General features: G+C 42.6%; 21 protein-coding genes. 20 read left to right on the top strand and 1 reads right to left on the bottom strand.

What is annotated here, in order from left to right; genetic code table 11:
- Positions 1-10: 10 nt before the first annotated feature.
- The 20 genes from rnr to rplQ all read left to right on the top strand — a co-directional run bounded on the left by rnr (position 11) and on the right by rplQ (position 13,533).
- Positions 11-2,365, top strand: a complete 2,355-nt coding sequence (gene rnr / locus J3L16_RS14635) for a ribonuclease R (RefSeq protein ID WP_207613747.1) — start codon at positions 11-13, stop codon at positions 2,363-2,365.
- Entirely contained in the window at positions 2,365-3,102 is a 738-nt protein-coding gene (gene rlmB, locus J3L16_RS14630) for a 23S rRNA (guanosine(2251)-2'-O)-methyltransferase RlmB (protein ID WP_207613746.1), read from the top strand. The genes rnr and rlmB overlap by 1 nt, the downstream gene beginning before the upstream one ends.
- Positions 3,103-3,287: 185 nt before the next feature.
- Complete coding sequence (locus J3L16_RS14625) at positions 3,288-4,805, top strand: hypothetical protein (RefSeq protein ID WP_207613745.1); 1,518 nt, start codon at positions 3,288-3,290, stop codon at positions 4,803-4,805.
- A 217-nt stretch (positions 4,806-5,022) separates the two neighbouring features.
- Positions 5,023-5,391: a 50S ribosomal protein L14 gene (gene rplN, locus J3L16_RS14620; protein ID WP_207613744.1), complete on the top strand. Its 369-nt coding sequence runs from the start codon at positions 5,023-5,025 to the stop codon at positions 5,389-5,391.
- A gap of 12 nt (positions 5,392-5,403) precedes the next feature.
- Positions 5,404-5,718, top strand: coding sequence for a 50S ribosomal protein L24 (gene rplX, locus J3L16_RS14615; RefSeq protein ID WP_207613743.1), 315 nt, complete (start codon positions 5,404-5,406; stop codon positions 5,716-5,718).
- 16 nt (positions 5,719-5,734) lie between these two features.
- Positions 5,735-6,274 carry a 50S ribosomal protein L5 gene (gene rplE / locus J3L16_RS14610; protein ID WP_207613742.1) on the top strand — a complete coding sequence of 180 codons (540 nt, stop codon included), beginning with the start codon at positions 5,735-5,737 and terminating at the stop codon, positions 6,272-6,274.
- A gap of 11 nt (positions 6,275-6,285) precedes the next feature.
- Complete coding sequence (gene rpsN / locus J3L16_RS14605) at positions 6,286-6,591, top strand: 30S ribosomal protein S14 (RefSeq protein ID WP_207613741.1); 306 nt, start codon at positions 6,286-6,288, stop codon at positions 6,589-6,591.
- Between the two features lie 12 nt (positions 6,592-6,603).
- On the top strand, positions 6,604-6,996 hold the full coding sequence (gene rpsH, locus J3L16_RS14600) for a 30S ribosomal protein S8 (RefSeq protein ID WP_207613740.1): 393 nt from the start codon (positions 6,604-6,606) through the stop codon (positions 6,994-6,996).
- Positions 6,997-7,009: 13 nt separating this feature from the next.
- The gene (gene rplF, locus J3L16_RS14595; RefSeq protein ID WP_207613739.1) at positions 7,010-7,543 is read left to right on the top strand and encodes a 50S ribosomal protein L6; all 534 of its coding nucleotides are present in this window, start codon (positions 7,010-7,012) and stop codon (positions 7,541-7,543) included.
- Between the two features lie 12 nt (positions 7,544-7,555).
- On the top strand, positions 7,556-7,909 hold the full coding sequence (gene rplR, locus J3L16_RS14590; protein ID WP_207613738.1) for a 50S ribosomal protein L18: 354 nt from the start codon (positions 7,556-7,558) through the stop codon (positions 7,907-7,909).
- A 9-nt stretch (positions 7,910-7,918) separates the two neighbouring features.
- On the top strand, positions 7,919-8,422 hold the full coding sequence (gene rpsE / locus J3L16_RS14585) for a 30S ribosomal protein S5 (protein ID WP_124029302.1): 504 nt from the start codon (positions 7,919-7,921) through the stop codon (positions 8,420-8,422).
- A gap of 6 nt (positions 8,423-8,428) precedes the next feature.
- Positions 8,429-8,608, top strand: a complete 180-nt coding sequence (rpmD, locus tag J3L16_RS14580) for a 50S ribosomal protein L30 (RefSeq protein WP_207613737.1) — start codon at positions 8,429-8,431, stop codon at positions 8,606-8,608.
- A 3-nt stretch (positions 8,609-8,611) separates the two neighbouring features.
- The gene (rplO, locus tag J3L16_RS14575) at positions 8,612-9,046 is read left to right on the top strand and encodes a 50S ribosomal protein L15 (protein ID WP_207613736.1); all 435 of its coding nucleotides are present in this window, start codon (positions 8,612-8,614) and stop codon (positions 9,044-9,046) included.
- Between the two features lie 5 nt (positions 9,047-9,051).
- Positions 9,052-10,371 (top strand): preprotein translocase subunit SecY, encoded by a 1,320-nt coding sequence (gene secY, locus J3L16_RS14570; protein WP_207613735.1) that lies wholly within the window; start codon positions 9,052-9,054, stop codon positions 10,369-10,371.
- Between the two features lie 24 nt (positions 10,372-10,395).
- The gene (rpmJ, locus tag J3L16_RS14565; RefSeq protein ID WP_207613734.1) at positions 10,396-10,512 is read left to right on the top strand and encodes a 50S ribosomal protein L36; all 117 of its coding nucleotides are present in this window, start codon (positions 10,396-10,398) and stop codon (positions 10,510-10,512) included.
- A gap of 161 nt (positions 10,513-10,673) precedes the next feature.
- Positions 10,674-11,030 carry a 30S ribosomal protein S13 gene (gene rpsM / locus J3L16_RS14560; protein WP_207613733.1) on the top strand — a complete coding sequence of 119 codons (357 nt, stop codon included), beginning with the start codon at positions 10,674-10,676 and terminating at the stop codon, positions 11,028-11,030.
- 15 nt (positions 11,031-11,045) lie between these two features.
- A complete protein-coding gene (rpsK, locus tag J3L16_RS14555; RefSeq protein ID WP_013786215.1) occupies positions 11,046-11,438 on the top strand; it encodes a 30S ribosomal protein S11 in 393 nt (130 codons plus the stop codon).
- A gap of 24 nt (positions 11,439-11,462) precedes the next feature.
- Positions 11,463-12,083, top strand: coding sequence for a 30S ribosomal protein S4 (gene rpsD, locus J3L16_RS14550; protein WP_207613732.1), 621 nt, complete (start codon positions 11,463-11,465; stop codon positions 12,081-12,083).
- Between the two features lie 39 nt (positions 12,084-12,122).
- Positions 12,123-13,112: a DNA-directed RNA polymerase subunit alpha gene (gene rpoA, locus J3L16_RS14545; RefSeq protein WP_207613803.1), complete on the top strand. Its 990-nt coding sequence runs from the start codon at positions 12,123-12,125 to the stop codon at positions 13,110-13,112.
- A gap of 19 nt (positions 13,113-13,131) precedes the next feature.
- Positions 13,132-13,533 carry a 50S ribosomal protein L17 gene (rplQ, locus tag J3L16_RS14540; RefSeq protein WP_207613731.1) on the top strand — a complete coding sequence of 134 codons (402 nt, stop codon included), beginning with the start codon at positions 13,132-13,134 and terminating at the stop codon, positions 13,531-13,533.
- 92 nt (positions 13,534-13,625) lie between these two features.
- Here the strand turns inward: rplQ and J3L16_RS14535 are convergent, their stop codons facing one another.
- Positions 13,626-14,393: a hypothetical protein gene (locus tag J3L16_RS14535; protein ID WP_207613730.1), complete on the bottom strand. Its 768-nt coding sequence runs from the start codon at positions 14,391-14,393 to the stop codon at positions 13,626-13,628.
- Positions 14,394-14,656: the final 263 nt, after the last annotated feature.

Raw genomic sequence — 14,656 nt, 5'->3', positions numbered from 1 at the left:
TTGAGACCCCATGAGCGACGATCCCCATTACGAACGCGAAAAAGCGAAATATGAAAACCCGGTAGCAAGTCGGGAGCATTTGTTGTCTGTGTTAAAAGACGCAGGAAAACCTGTTTCATTTATTGATATTTGTTCAGCAGTAAAGGCAACCAGTGAAGACAACCGTATTGGTGTGCAGCGTCGCTTACGAGCAATGGAGCGTGAGGGGCAAATTCAATTTACCAAGCAAAAACGCTATGCGATTCAAAAGCAAGAAGCATTAATTCGCGGGAAAGTTCTAGGGCACCGAGATGGCTTTGGTTTTTTACGACCGGATGATGGTTCTTCAGATTTGTATATCACTGGCGGTCAAATGCAGCTGTTTTTCCACGGTGATTTTGTTGAGGCAAGGGAATCTGGAACAGACAGAAAAGGCCGAAAAGAAGTTTATATAAACCGTGTTATTACTCCCAGAGAAGATCCTATAGTCGGTCGTTTTTTCATGGAGAACGGCTTTGCAATGGTGGTACCGGATGACAGTCGGTTGCAGCATGAAATTGTGATCCCCGCAGAACATGTAAAAGGGGCGCGACAAGGTAACGTTGTTGTTGTTGAAATTACTCAAAGGCCACGCAGAAGAGTCAGTCCAATAGGTAAGATTGTTGAAGTACTTGGTGAGCATATGGCTCCGGGTATGGAAATAGAAATGGCGCTACGGACGTTTGATATTCCTCATGTTTGGCCTAAAAGTGTCGATGCTGAAATGAGTAAAGTCGGGGCTGAAGTAGCGGAGAAAGATAAACGCAATCGCATCGATTTACGCCAGCTTCCTCTCGTTACCATTGACGGTGAAGATGCCAGAGATTTTGATGATGCAGTGTTTTGCGAACCTTTAGACGACGGAGGATGGCAGTTGTGGGTTGCTATTGCCGATGTTAGTCATTATGTAAAATCGGGATCTGGGTTAGATAAAGAAGCCATTGAGCGAGGAAATTCCGTTTATTTCCCAGAAAATGTTATCCCTATGCTACCGGAAGCGTTATCCAACGGCTTGTGCTCACTTAACCCAGATGTGGATCGGCTTTGTATGGTGTGTGAAATGTCATTGTCTGAGCAAGGCAAGGTGACAGATTTTCAATTTTATGAAGCTGTAATGCGATCTCATGCCAGACTCACTTACAACAAAGTGTGGTCAATTTTACAGGGTGATAAAGACCTGTATAAACGTTATGAAACTCATGTACCTCACTTTAATAATCTTTACACCATGTTTAAGGCGTTAAAGAAAACCCGTGCACATCGAGGCGCAATTGAGTTCGAAACCCAAGAAAGTAAATTCGTTTTTAATGCAGATAGGAAAATCGACACAATTGTGCCATTAGTGCGCAATGATGCACATAAAATCATTGAAGAATGTATGATTTTGGCCAATGTGTGTGCGGCTAATTATTTAAAAGATAACAGTGCGCACTGCCTGTTCCGTGTACATGATAAACCTGACCAAGACAGATTAACATCGCTTATTTCCTATCTATCAGAAATTGGTGTACCTCATCAATTGCACGATGATGCACAACCTGCGGATTTTTGTTCAGTCATTGGCAAAACAAAATCCCGAGCTGATAGTGAATTAATACAAACGATGTTGCTTAGGTCGATGAAACAAGCGATTTATGATGGTGATGATATTGGTCATTTCGGTTTAGCGTTACCCGCTTATACCCACTTCACCTCTCCTATACGTAGATACCCAGACCTTGTTGTTCACAGAAGTATAAAAGCACTGTTGAAGAAGACGGGGCAAAAAACATCGGGTGCTAAATCCTATAGCGAAGAAGAGATTGAACGTTTAGGTGAACAATGTTCAACAACAGAACGTCGAGCTGATGACGCAACAAGAGATGTCGCAGACTGGTTGAAATGTGAATTTATGCTCGATCACGTAGGGGATACGTTTGAGGGTGTTGTCGCTTCAGTCACTGGTTTTGGTATGTTTGTTAGATTAACCGAATATCATATTGATGGCTTAGTTCACATTACCTCTCTTGCGAAGGATTACTATCACTATGATGAAGTTCGTCAATGCTTGTTAGGTGAAGCCAGTGGACAAATGTTTCGGCTGGGTGACACCGTAAGTGTGCAAGTTGCCGCGGTAAACCTAGATGAGCGTAAAATCGACTTAATCATTGACCCTAGTACAATGAAATCGGCGTCGGGCAAAAAGGTTCGCGTTACACGTAAGCGAAAAACCAGTAAAGAATCAAAAGAGTCCACAACACGGACTAGCAAAGGTAGAGCAGGAAAAAACAGCAATAAGCGGTCAGCTCGACCCAATAAAAATACAAAAGCACCCAAGAGTAATTCCAAAAAAGGTAGAAGTAAGTAATGGCCCAGCAAGAATGGTTGTATGGTTTACATGCATTAACAGCAGTAATGAATTCAGAACCAGAACGTGTTATTGAGTTATGGGCATTGAAAGGCAGAGATGATGACCGCTTAAATAAAGTAATTAATTTAGCAAGAAAAGCGGGTGTTAGTGTTCAATTTGTAAATCGCCAAGCGCTAGATAACAAAGTCAATGGCGAACAACACCAAGGTGTGGTTGCCAGAGCTAAGCCCGCTAGAGTATTAGATGAAAACGATTTAGATGCCTTAGTATCTGCTAATGAAACACCGCTTTTTTTAGTACTCGATGGGGTAACAGACCCTCACAATCTGGGGGCTTGCATTCGCACAGCTGATGCCGCAGGGGTGACCGCTGTGATTGTACCAAAAGACAAATCAGTATCGTTAACTGCAACGGTGCGTAAAGTTGCATGTGGGGCTGCTGAAGTAATGCCTTTGATACAAGTTACAAATTTATCGCGAACACTGAAGCAATTACAAAACGACGGTGTTTGGGTTGTTGGTACCGCTGGAGAGGCGAAGCAGTCGTTGTTTGATATAAAATTAACCGGGCCGACTGCACTTGTTATGGGCGCAGAAGGGAAAGGAATGCGTCGTTTAACAAGAGAAACATGTGATGAATTGGTGAACTTGCCTATGGCTGGAGATGTATCAAGTTTGAATGTTTCTGTTGCTACAGGGGTGTGTTTATATGAAATAATTAGGCAAAGAAGGTAATTATTTTGTAAATTTTGGCGTTAGAACTGCAAACCGGGCTTGCCCGGTTCTATTTTGCGTGTACTATACGCTGTCTGATATATACTCTGTTGTACAGAAATTAAATTGTACAAAGAAGTGAACCTCTGAGAGATAAAAGACTCATAGGTTTGATCGTAAAAAATATTAAGCAGGAACGCAGCGCGATGTCTATCCCATCTCTTTCTAAACTTTTTCCAGTAACAGTCCTTGCGCTGTCGGTTATTACATTTACCGGATGTTCATCCGATGACGATGACGACACAGGGCTAATAAAATTTTATAACGCCGATCTTGATTCACCAGATCTCTTTTTGACCCTAGATGAAGATCTAGATGAAGATGACGACGACGAGTTTGAAGCGACATTTTCTGGTGTAGGGTTTGGTGAAGCCAGTTCAGCCACATCTGTGCCAATAGATGACTACTTTTATGAAGTCGCTTTTCAAGATGACGACAGTACGCTTCGTGATGATCTAGAGATCATTGATGAAGGCACGTTATCAATTGACGAAGAAGAATTAACATTCGTTATCTCTACGGGAACAATTGAAAATCCCGTCGTTAGTATTTTCGAAATTGAAGTAGAAGATTCAGATGATTTAATTGAAGATGATGAATTTCAACTTCAAATTATTAATGTACACCCAACGCAACCAGCGGTTGATGTGTATTTTTCTGAAACTGATGAAACATTTAATGAAGCTCAGTTAATCGCGACAGCAAATTCGTTAGTATTTACAGACCCAATTAACTTAGAAGAAGATGAATATATCATCTATCTGACGCAACCGGGTGAAACTGATGTTATATTCGAGTCTGACGACGTAAGTTATTTGTTTAATACTCAGTATTTCTTAGCTATCCGTCAAAATGACGGGGCAGGAGGAAATCCTTTTCAATTGGATAATATGACTTTTACTGGGTTAGAAACAATTTCTGACACAGATTCTCTTGCATCAATCAGATTTTATAACGGTGTACATGAACACGAGTCATTACCTGATTACTCAGGTCAAATTGATCTAAGTGTTGAAAATGTATCGACAGAAACGGTTGTACTGACTGAGCAACTTGCTTTAGGCGATATTTCAGAGACTACCATTACCAGTGCTGAAGATTTCAGTCTGGACGTAACTGATTCTGCCAATGGCGACTTTTACATTGAAAGCGCGGTATTTAGCGTACCTGAAAATACAGCCCGTACTATTTTCTTTTATGTTGATGAAGAAGATGTAGATGAAGATGATGACGGTGTCGTTGATGAAGACGAAGATGGTATCGTTGATGAAATCGAAGCCTTTGTTAGGACTGTTGTTGTTGATGATGATACAAGTAACGGTTCAGTGGAAACTACAGTTTCAGTTGTGAACTTAGCAGATAATGATGACTTCTCATTTGTTACTGTTTCGTTTGTTGATTCTGATGAAACATTAGAAGATGTAGATGATGTACGTAGTGTGTCTGTAGGAACCTCTTCTGACATTTCACTATTAAACAATACTTATGATGTGTTTGCTGTGGCAACCATCGATAACCAAGAAATTATCTTGGACAGCTTTACACTGACACTAAATGAAGACAGTAATCCTCAGTTTTTATTATTAGAGTTTGATGAAACGTCACCTTCTGGATTTAGTTTGAATCTAATCGACCAAGGTGAAATTGACCAAGGCGAGCAATAAGAGCCTTAACTTCACTTTTACCCCTCCTTTTTCTGAGGAGGGGGCAAATCTGCAAATAGTTTAAAATTAATTCAATATCGACCTATCTCTTCCTCGTAATATCTGTTATCATTTCGCGCCCTTTTTATGGGGGTATGTATTAAAAATAAGTAATATCGCTTGTTTTTAAAGCTTTTAAGACCTGATTTAGGTCGTAATTTAACAGCGGAGCACTCACATGATCCAAATGCAAACTAACCTGGATGTTGCTGACAACAGCGGCGCTCGCAGGGTTCAGTGTATTAAGGTTCTTGGTGGCTCGCATCGCCGTTATGCACATATTGGTGACGTCATTAAAGTTACTGTTAAGGAAGCAATTCCTCGCGGTAAAGTTAAGAAAGGTGACGTACTAAATGCAGTGGTGGTGCGTACTAGAAAAGGCGTTCGTCGTCCTGACGGTTCAACGATCCGTTTTGATAACAACGCAGCCGTGTTGCTAAACGCAAGTAAGCAACCAATTGGTACGCGTATCTTTGGACCGGTAACCCGTGAGCTTCGAAGTGATAACTTCATGAAGATTATCTCACTGGCCCCAGAGGTACTATAAGGAGTCACGATAATGGCTAGAAAAATTCGTCGTGATGATGAAGTAGTCGTATTGGCGGGTAAAGATAAAGGCAAGCAAGGCAAAGTTTTGCGTGTTCTGGCATCTGATGACCGTGTAGTGGTAGAAGGCGTAAGTATCGTTAAGAAACACACCAAGCCAAACCCTCAATTGGGTGAGCCGGGTGGAATTATCGAGAAAGAGGCCGCTATCCATGTTTCAAACGTTGCTGTGGTTAACCCCGCAACTGGTAAAGCAGACCGAATTGGATTCCGTGTTGAAGAAGGCAAGAAAGTTCGTGTCTTCAAATCAAACGGTGAACTAGTTTAATTAATTGGAGAGTACGATGGCGAAACTGCATGATTTCTATAAAGAAACAGTAGTAGCTGAACTTGCTAAGCAGTTCGGGTACAAAAGCGTCATGCAAGTCCCTCGGATAGAAAAAATCACTCTAAACATGGGTTTAGGTGAGGCAATCAGTGACAAGAAGGTGTTGGAAGCAGCACAATCTGATATGGCGGCTATCGCCGGTCAGAAACCAATTGTTACTGTTGCAAGAAAATCTGTTGCGGGTTTTAAAATCCGTGAAGGTTATCCGATTGGCTGTAAAGTAACCCTACGTGGCGAGCGTATGTGGGAATTCCTTGAGCGTTTAATCTCAATAGCAATTCCTCGTATCCGCGACTTCCGTGGTTTAAACGCAAAGTCTTTTGACGGACGTGGAAACTACAGTATGGGTGTGCGTGAACAAATCATTTTCCCTGAAATCGATTTCGATAAAGTGGATAAGATTCGCGGTATGGATATTACTATCACTACCAGTGCGAATACAGACGATGAGTCGCGCGCGCTTTTAACTGCGTTTAACTTCCCGTTTAAAAAATAAGGTGTAGGGTTATGGCAAAAGAATCAATGAAAGCTCGCGAAGCGAAACGAACTAAGCTAGTTGCTAAGTTTGGAGCGAAACGCGCTGCACTTAAAGCGATTATCAGCGATGTCAACGCTTCTGAAGAAGAACGTTGGGATGCTGTACTCAAGCTACAACAATTGCCACGTGATTCAAGTCGTTCACGTCAGCAGAACCGCTGTCGTGTTACTGGCCGTCCACATGGTTACCTACGCAAATTTGGTCTTAGCCGTATCAAGCTTCGTGAAGCTGCGATGCGTGGCGAAGTCCCTGGCTTGAAAAAAGCCAGCTGGTAAGGAGTAGCACAAATGAGTATGCAAGATCCTATCGCGGATATGTTTACCCGCATCCGTAACGGCCAGATGGCACAGAAAGTATCAATTGCGATGCCTTCTTCTAAATTGCGTGTATCTATAGCAGGCGTTCTTAAGAGCGAAGGTTATATTACTGATTACGCAGTGTCTGGTGACGTTAAACCTGTCCTAGAAGTTACTTTAAAGTATTTCGAAGGCAAAAAAGTTATCGATACTATCGAGCGTGTTAGCCGCCCTGGTTTGCGCATCTATAAGAAAAAAGATGAGCTTCCAAAGGTATTAGGTGGACTAGGCGTTGCAATCGTGTCTACTTCTAAAGGTGTGATGACTGACCGTGCTGCGCGTAAAGCAGGCATGGGCGGTGAGATCATCGGTTATGTAGCATAACGGGAGAATAAAGATGTCACGAGTAGCAAAAGCACCCGTATCAGTTCTATCTGGCGTTGAAGTTTCTATCAACGGTCAGGAAGTTTCTGTAAAAGGGAAAAATGGCACGCTAAGCCGTGTTTTCAACGATGCTGTTGAGGTTGCACAAGCTGATGGTCAACTTACTACTTCACCTCGCGAAGGTTATGTAGATGGTTGGGCTCAAGCTGGTACAGCTCGCGCACTATTGAATTCAATGGTTGTCGGTGTATCTCAAGGTTTCGAAAAGAAACTTCAACTAAATGGTGTTGGTTACCGTGCGCAAGCGCAAGGTAAAAAGCTAAACCTTACATTAGGTTTTTCTCACCCGGTTGTTGTTGAAATGCCTGAAGGTATTTCTGTCGAAACGCCAAGTCAAACTGAAATCGTCGTCAAAGGCGCCGATAAACAAGCAGTTGGCCAAATTGCAGCGAATATTCGCGCATGGCGTCCACCAGAGCCTTATAAAGGTAAGGGTGTTCGTTACGCAGACGAAATGGTTCGTCGCAAAGAAGCTAAGAAAAAGTAGGTGAGTAATACGATGAATAAAAAATCAGCTCGTATTCGTCGCGCTACACGCGCGCGTAAAAAAATCGCCGAACTTGCTGCGCATCGTTTGGTAATAAACCGTACACCTCGCCACATTTACGCTCAGTTAATCGCGCCTAGCGGTTCTGAAGTATTGGCGGCAGCATCAACTGTAGAAACAGGTCTAAAACAAGATCTTAAATCTACTGGTAACGCTGAAGCAGCGTCTGCTGTTGGTAAAGCAATAGCAGAACGTGCGATCGAAAAAGGCATTAAGACAGTGGCTTTTGATCGCAGCGGTTTTAAATACCACGGTCGCGTTAAAGCATTAGCCGATGCCGCTCGCGAAGCAGGCCTTCAGTTCTAGGAGTAGATCATGGCTAAACAAGAAGTTCAACAACAAGGTGACTTGTTAGAAAAGCTAATCGCTGTTAACCGTGTTTCAAAAGTAGTTAAAGGTGGACGTATATTCAGCTTTACTGCACTAACGGTTGTTGGTGATGGCAGTGGTCGCGTTGGTTTTGGTTACGGTAAAGCACGTGAAGTGCCAGCTGCAATCCAAAAAGCAATGGAAAAGGCACGTCGCAATATGGTTGACGTTGACTTGAACGGGCACACGCTACAGCACCCAATTAAAGGTCGTCATTCAGGTTCTAAAGTTTATATGCAGCCTGCATCAGAAGGTACCGGTATTATTGCTGGTGGTGCGATGCGTGCAGTATTAGAAGTTGCTGGCGTACAAAACGTACTTTCAAAATGCTACGGTTCAACAAACCCAATCAACGTAGTACGTGCAACTATTGATGCACTTACAGCGATGAACTCTCCAGCACAAGTTGCTGCGAAGCGTGGTTTGCCTGTAGACGAAATTTTGGGGTAATCAGACATGGCTACGATTAAAGTTAAGCAAACTAAAAGTGCGATTGGCCGTTTGCCAAAGCACAAAGCGACGCTCAAGGGCTTAGGCCTTCGTAAAATAAACCATGTTCGTGAGTTGGAAGACACCCCATCTGTTCGTGGCATGATCAACCGTGTTCATTACATGGTTGAGATAGTGGAGGAGTAAGATATGCGTTTAAATACTATTGCTCCTGCACCAGGAGCTAAAAATACAGGTAAGCGTGTTGGCCGTGGTATCGGTTCAGGTTTAGGAAAAACAGGCGGACGAGGCCATAAAGGTCAAAAAAGTCGCTCTGGTGGTTCTGTAAAACCTGGATTCGAAGGTGGTCAAATGCCTATCCAGCGTCGTCTACCTAAGTTTGGTTTCACGTCACGTGTTGGTTTTGTTACAGACCAAGTTACATTGACTGAAATTGGCAAGGTTGAAGGTGACGTAGTTTCTCTTGAAACGTTGAAAGCAGCTAACCTCATCAAAAAAGATGTGTTATTTGTTAAAGTAGTAAAAAGCGGTGAAGTTTCACGTGCTGTTACTATCAGCGGATTAAAGGTTACAAAAGGCGCACTTGAAGCAATTCAAGCCGCCGGCGGTAAGGTAGAGGAATAATCTAAATGGCTAAACCAGGATTGGATTCGGGCGCTAAAAGCGGCTTGAGTGAGCTTAAATCAAGGTTGTTGTTTGTACTTGGAGCGGTGTTTGTATTCCGTTTAGGTTCTTATGTCCCTATTCCTGGAATTGACCCTGTAGTACTGTCTGAATTGTTCGAACAACAAAAAGGCACTATCGTTGAAGTATTTAATATGTTCTCCGGTGGAGCTCTTGAACGAGCGTCAGTTCTGGCTTTAGGGATAATGCCATACATTACAGCTTCCATTGTTATTCAGTTGCTCTCAGTGATGCATCCACCAATGATGGAGCTGAAAAAAGAAGGTGAGGCAGGTAAACGCAAAATCAGTCAATACACCCGTTACTTAACGTTGGTATTGGCGACGGTTCAATCCTTTGGTATTGCGACAGGCTTGCCTAACCTGATTAATGGTTTGGTTGTTAATCCCGGGCTCGGGTTTTACTTTACAGCTGTTGTTAGCTTAGTTACGGGAACGATGTTCCTAATGTGGTTAGGTGAGCAAATTACTGAAAGAGGTATCGGTAACGGTATCTCTATTCTAATTTTTGCTGGTATTGTCGCTGGTTTGCCTACGGCAATTGGCCAAACAGCAGAACAAGCAAAGCAAGGTGATATTAACATCCTGTTGTTGCTTCTAATTGGTGTTATAATCATAGGCCTAACCTATTTGGTTGTATTTGTAGAACGCGCACAACGACGTATTGTTGTGAATTACGCAAAGCGCCAGCAAGGACGTAAAGTTTTTGCAGCGCAAAGTTCTCACTTACCTCTAAAGGTAAACATGGCTGGTGTTATTCCGCCAATTTTTGCTTCGAGTATCATTTTGTTCCCTAGTACCATAGCGGGCTGGGTTGGAACGAATGAATCATTTTCATGGTTGCAGGACGTATCGTTATTACTTTCGCCTGGTCAACCTTTGTATGTGATGCTTTATGCTGCTGCGATTATTTTCTTTTGTTTCTTCTATACTGCGTTGGTATTTAACCCTCGTGATACAGCAGATAACTTGAAAAAATCAGGCGCGTTTATTCCTGGGATTCGTCCTGGTGAACAAACGTCGAAGTACATAGATAAAGTAATGACTCGCCTAACGTTAGCTGGCGCTTTATACATAACCTTTGTATGTTTAGTGCCTGAATTTATGTTACTCACTTGGAACGTTCCGTTCTACTTTGGTGGTACTTCGTTACTTATCATTGTTGTGGTTATCATGGATTTCATGGCGCAGGTGCAGACTCATTTGATGTCAAGTCAATATGACTCTGTTCTGAAAAAAGCAAACCTTAAAGGCTACGGCCGCTAAGTATTGCAAATAAGGAGTGATGTAATGAAAGTTCGTGCATCAGTAAAAAAGATTTGCCGTAATTGTAAAGTTATTAAGCGCAACGGCGTTGTGCGAGTAATTTGCAACACTGACCCTAAGCATAAGCAAAGGCAAGGCTAGTCTCACTAAAAGTGGTATTTGTTTTGTAGATACCGGTGACGCATACTCGTTGCCGGTATTTTTATTGCAAAACGTCTACCTTAAGTTGCAATTTTGTTGGTGGATAAGTATCCTAACGGGCTTTTTAGGCTGCCAACATTTAATTAAGAGGAGTACTGTTAATGGCCCGTATTGCTGGCATTAACATCCCTGAACACAAGCATACTGTTATCGCTCTCCAAGCGATCTTCGGTATTGGCGCAACTCGTGCTAAAGAGATTTGCGTTTCTGCTGGTGTTGCAGAAGAAACCAAGATCAAAGATCTTGATGAAACAACAATCGATAAGCTTCGTGACGAAGTGGCGAAATTTACCGTAGAAGGTGATTTACGCCGTGAAGTTTCAATGAGCATCAAACGTTTGATGGACCTGGGTTGCTTCCGTGGTATTCGCCACCGTCGTAGCTTGCCTCTACGTGGTCAGCGCACTAAAACTAATGCGCGTACCCGTAAAGGTCCTCGTAAGCCAATTAAAAAGTAAACGGGGAACTTAGTTATGGCAAAAGCACCAGCTCGTAGCACGCGTAAGCGCGCTAAACGTCAGGTTGCAGACGGTATGGCTCATATCCATGCGTCTTTCAACAATACAATTGTGACTATCACAGACCGCCAAGGCAATGCACTTGCATGGGCGACATCAGGTGGTTCAGGTTTCCGTGGTTCACGTAAATCTACACCATTTGCTGCTCAGGTAGCTGCGGAGCGTGCAGGCGTAGCTGCACAAGAGTACGGTCTAAAAAACCTAGAAGTATTTGTAAAGGGTCCTGGTCCTGGTCGTGAATCGGCTATCCGCGCTCTAAATGCAACTGGTTACAAGATCACAAACATTACCGATGTGACACCTATTCCTCACAACGGTTGTCGTCCACCGAAAAAACGTCGCGTTTAATCGACGGACTGTTGGAGAAAGATCATGGCAAGATATTTGGGTCCAAAACTCAAACTAAGCCGTCGCGAAGGAACAGATTTGTTCTTGAAAAGCGGCGTTCGCGCACTAGACTCTAAATGTAAAGTCGATTCTGCGCCTGGTCAACATGGAGCCCGTCGTGGCCGCTTGTCTGACTACGGTGTTCAGTTGCGTGAGAAGCAAAAAGTACGTCGTATGTACGGCGTGTTAGAAAAACAATTTCGTAACTACTACAAAGAAGCTGCGCGTTTAAAAGGCAATACAGGTGAAAACTTGTTGCAACTTTTAGAGCAGCGCCTTGATAACGTTGTTTATCGTATGGGATTTGCTAGTACTCGTGCAGAAGCGCGTCAACTAGTAAGTCATAAAGCTATCGTGGTTAATGGCCAAGTAGTGAATATCCCATCGTTCAATGTTAAGGCAGAGGATGTGGTTTCTGTCCGCGAAAAAGCCAAAAAGCAAGCGCGTATCGTTGCAGCTTTAGAGCTGGCTGACCAGCGTGAGAAGCCTACCTGGATTGAAGTAGACAGTAACAAAATGGAAGGCACATTCAAGCGTGTTCCTGAGAGAACTGACTTGTCTGCCGAAATTAACGAACAGTTGATTGTCGAACTTTACTCTAAGTAATCATTTGATTTATAGAGAAAAGTTAACTAAAGAGGAAACATTGTGGGTTCTGTGACTGAATTCTTAAAACCGAGATTAGTGGAAATTGAAAACGTTTCTTCTACTCGTGCGAAAGTAACTCTAGAGCCGTTAGAGCGTGGTTTTGGCCACACTCTTGGTAACGCCCTTCGTCGTATACTTTTATCATCGATGCCTGGTTGCGCGGTGACGGAAGTTGAAATAGACGGCGTGTTGCACGAATACAGCACCAAAGAAGGTGTACAAGAAGACGTAATCGATATTCTGCTTAATCTTAAAGGTCTTGCAGTTAGCCTAGAAGGCAAAAACGAAGCAACCTTAACATTGGTTAAGTCAGGTGCGGGTCCAGTTGTTGCTGGAGATATTCAGCACGATGGCGACGTAGAAATTGCTAACCCTGAGCACGTTATTTGTACCCTGACTGGTGAAGCTGAATTAAGCATGCGCATCAAGGTAGAAATGGGTCGTGGTTATGTTCCAGCGTCTATTCGCCGTTCCTCTGAAGAAGATGATCGACCAATCGGTCGTTTACTGGTTGATGCTTCATACAGCCCAGTAGAGCGTATTGCTTATTCTGTTGAATCTGCGCGTGTTGAACAACGCACAGATTTAGACAAATTGATTATTGATATGGAAACAAACGGCACATTAGATCCTGAAGAGGCTATTCGTCGTTCTGCTACTATCCTTGCTGAACAATTAGACGCATTCGTTGAATTGCGTGATATTTCAGTACCAGAACAGAAAGAAGAGAAGCCGGAATTCGATCCTATTCTACTTCGCCCTGTTGATGATCTTGAGCTTACAGTACGTTCAGCTAACTGTTTGAAAGCTGAAGCTATCCAGTATATTGGTGATTTGGTTCAGCGTACTGAGGTTGAGTTGTTAAAAACGCCTAACCTTGGTAAGAAGTCGTTGACCGAAATTAAAGATGTGCTTGCTTCACGTGGTTTATCTCTAGGTATGCGCCTAGAAAATTGGCCACCTGAAAGCATCGCAGACAGAGATTAATCTTTAGAAGGATAAGACTATGCGCCATCGTAAGAGTGGTCGTCAGTTGAATCGCAACTCTAGCCATCGTCAAGCTATGTTCAAAAACATGGCAGGATCGTTGGTTAAACATGAAGTGATAAAAACGACGTTACCTAAAGCGAAAGAGTTACGTCGCGTTATTGAGCCTCTTATCACACTTGCAAAGCAAGATAGTGTAGCAAACCGTAGGTTAGCTATGGCTCGTACAGGTGATAAAGAAGTTGTAGGTAAATTGTTCAACGAATTGGGTCCGCGTTATGAAACACGCCCAGGTGGTTACATTCGTATTTTGAAATGTGGCTTCCGTACAGGTGATAATGCACCAATGGCTCTAGTAGAGTTAGTTGATCGTCCAGTTGTAGAAGATGCTGAAGAAGCTGAATTGGCAACTGAAGAGTAAAATTTACTCTCGATTCTGATTTATTTAGAACTTAAAAAACCCAGCATCAGCTGGGTTTTTTTATGGATGATAGATAGTACAAAAGGTGGTTATCAATCAATAATTGATGTAGTTAATGCTTTGCTTATTTGGGTTTCAGTTGCTCCACCTTTCATAGCATAGGAACGAAGCTCACCATTAGTTATGCCTGCATTTTGCGCTGCGCTCATGATGCTTTCTATCTCACTATTTTGAATTAAACTTTCTCTCACTGCGGTGGTAACAACTTCCTCAGCTTTATTTGGAAATACTGCTAAAAGAGCATCTACCATATATTCACCGACTAAAGGAACCGCGTTCATTGCCGTAGACAGTATATTAACGAGCTTATTAGGATGGCTTTTGGCAAGTGTTTGTACGATACGATCAGCAGAATCTGGCTGGCTCATAACAGCAACTCTTACTATCTCATCTAATTCGTCTGGTGTAGATTCGGCGGCAACATCTACTACGAAATCTACATAGCTAGGTTCGGCCATAATTGCTAGCTCTACTATATCGAGACAGGAGCTCACTCCACTATCAAGCGCTGCCTGTACAATATCTTCAGTTGCCGCAGGTTGGGCGGATATTGCGCTAAAGATAATCTCCCTATGTTTCTCCGGATACTGTGTTAATGCTATTTCTACGAATGATGCTGCTTCTTGCGGATAATGACTGGCGATGGAGCGTATGGCTCTACCTACTGAAGCATTTTGTTGTACTTGTCGTTTAAAGAATGTTTCTCTGAGTTCGTCATTTTCAGATGACGTCTGCAAAGACGCGTTCGTAGACGTAGTAATAAACGCTATCGTAAATGCGGCGATTAACTGTTTGCGCATAATTATAAAACCACACCATATTATGTATATATTAGTATTGAGTTCATTAAATACGAATTAATCATATTTAATAAACAGCCATCTATTAAGAGTAACCTATTCTCAAATAAGTTCAATTTGTTGAGATAACGTTAATTTCGTATACTGTTTGGTCGATTGAAAATTAATGTCATTTATTTCTTAAATAGCCGTTGACGCCTCCCATATATTCTGTAGAATGCGCCTCCGCTTCGACAGGTAAATGACTCAACGAGTTGGGTTTA

The organism is Alteromonas sp. 5E99-2 (assembly GCF_017368475.1).
GTDB lineage: Bacteria > Pseudomonadota > Gammaproteobacteria > Enterobacterales > Alteromonadaceae > Alteromonas_F.
The sequence above is the reverse complement of the archived record's forward strand: the minus strand, read 5'-3'. Positions and strand labels throughout refer to the sequence as shown.

What these genes read in the sequence shown, in the direction of transcription:
- rnr (WP_207613747.1), top strand. Translation starts at nt 11, where the DNA reads ATGAGCGACGATCCCCATTACGAACGCGAAAAAGCGAAATATGAAAAC.
- rlmB (WP_207613746.1), top strand. Translation starts at nt 2,365, where the DNA reads ATGGCCCAGCAAGAATGGTTGTATGGTTTACATGCATTAACAGCAGTA.
- J3L16_RS14625 (WP_207613745.1), top strand. Translation starts at nt 3,288, where the DNA reads ATGTCTATCCCATCTCTTTCTAAACTTTTTCCAGTAACAGTCCTTGCG.
- rplN (WP_207613744.1), top strand. Translation starts at nt 5,023, where the DNA reads ATGATCCAAATGCAAACTAACCTGGATGTTGCTGACAACAGCGGCGCT.
- rplX (WP_207613743.1), top strand. Translation starts at nt 5,404, where the DNA reads ATGGCTAGAAAAATTCGTCGTGATGATGAAGTAGTCGTATTGGCGGGT.
- rplE (WP_207613742.1), top strand. Translation starts at nt 5,735, where the DNA reads ATGGCGAAACTGCATGATTTCTATAAAGAAACAGTAGTAGCTGAACTT.
- rpsN (WP_207613741.1), top strand. Translation starts at nt 6,286, where the DNA reads ATGGCAAAAGAATCAATGAAAGCTCGCGAAGCGAAACGAACTAAGCTA.
- rpsH (WP_207613740.1), top strand. Translation starts at nt 6,604, where the DNA reads ATGAGTATGCAAGATCCTATCGCGGATATGTTTACCCGCATCCGTAAC.
- rplF (WP_207613739.1), top strand. Translation starts at nt 7,010, where the DNA reads ATGTCACGAGTAGCAAAAGCACCCGTATCAGTTCTATCTGGCGTTGAA.
- rplR (WP_207613738.1), top strand. Translation starts at nt 7,556, where the DNA reads ATGAATAAAAAATCAGCTCGTATTCGTCGCGCTACACGCGCGCGTAAA.
- rpsE (WP_124029302.1), top strand. Translation starts at nt 7,919, where the DNA reads ATGGCTAAACAAGAAGTTCAACAACAAGGTGACTTGTTAGAAAAGCTA.
- rpmD (WP_207613737.1), top strand. Translation starts at nt 8,429, where the DNA reads ATGGCTACGATTAAAGTTAAGCAAACTAAAAGTGCGATTGGCCGTTTG.
- rplO (WP_207613736.1), top strand. Translation starts at nt 8,612, where the DNA reads ATGCGTTTAAATACTATTGCTCCTGCACCAGGAGCTAAAAATACAGGT.
- secY (WP_207613735.1), top strand. Translation starts at nt 9,052, where the DNA reads ATGGCTAAACCAGGATTGGATTCGGGCGCTAAAAGCGGCTTGAGTGAG.
- rpmJ (WP_207613734.1), top strand. Translation starts at nt 10,396, where the DNA reads ATGAAAGTTCGTGCATCAGTAAAAAAGATTTGCCGTAATTGTAAAGTT.
- rpsM (WP_207613733.1), top strand. Translation starts at nt 10,674, where the DNA reads ATGGCCCGTATTGCTGGCATTAACATCCCTGAACACAAGCATACTGTT.
- rpsK (WP_013786215.1), top strand. Translation starts at nt 11,046, where the DNA reads ATGGCAAAAGCACCAGCTCGTAGCACGCGTAAGCGCGCTAAACGTCAG.
- rpsD (WP_207613732.1), top strand. Translation starts at nt 11,463, where the DNA reads ATGGCAAGATATTTGGGTCCAAAACTCAAACTAAGCCGTCGCGAAGGA.
- rplQ (WP_207613731.1), top strand. Translation starts at nt 13,132, where the DNA reads ATGCGCCATCGTAAGAGTGGTCGTCAGTTGAATCGCAACTCTAGCCAT.
- J3L16_RS14535 (WP_207613730.1), bottom strand. Translation starts at nt 14,393, where the DNA reads ATGCGCAAACAGTTAATCGCCGCATTTACGATAGCGTTTATTACTACG.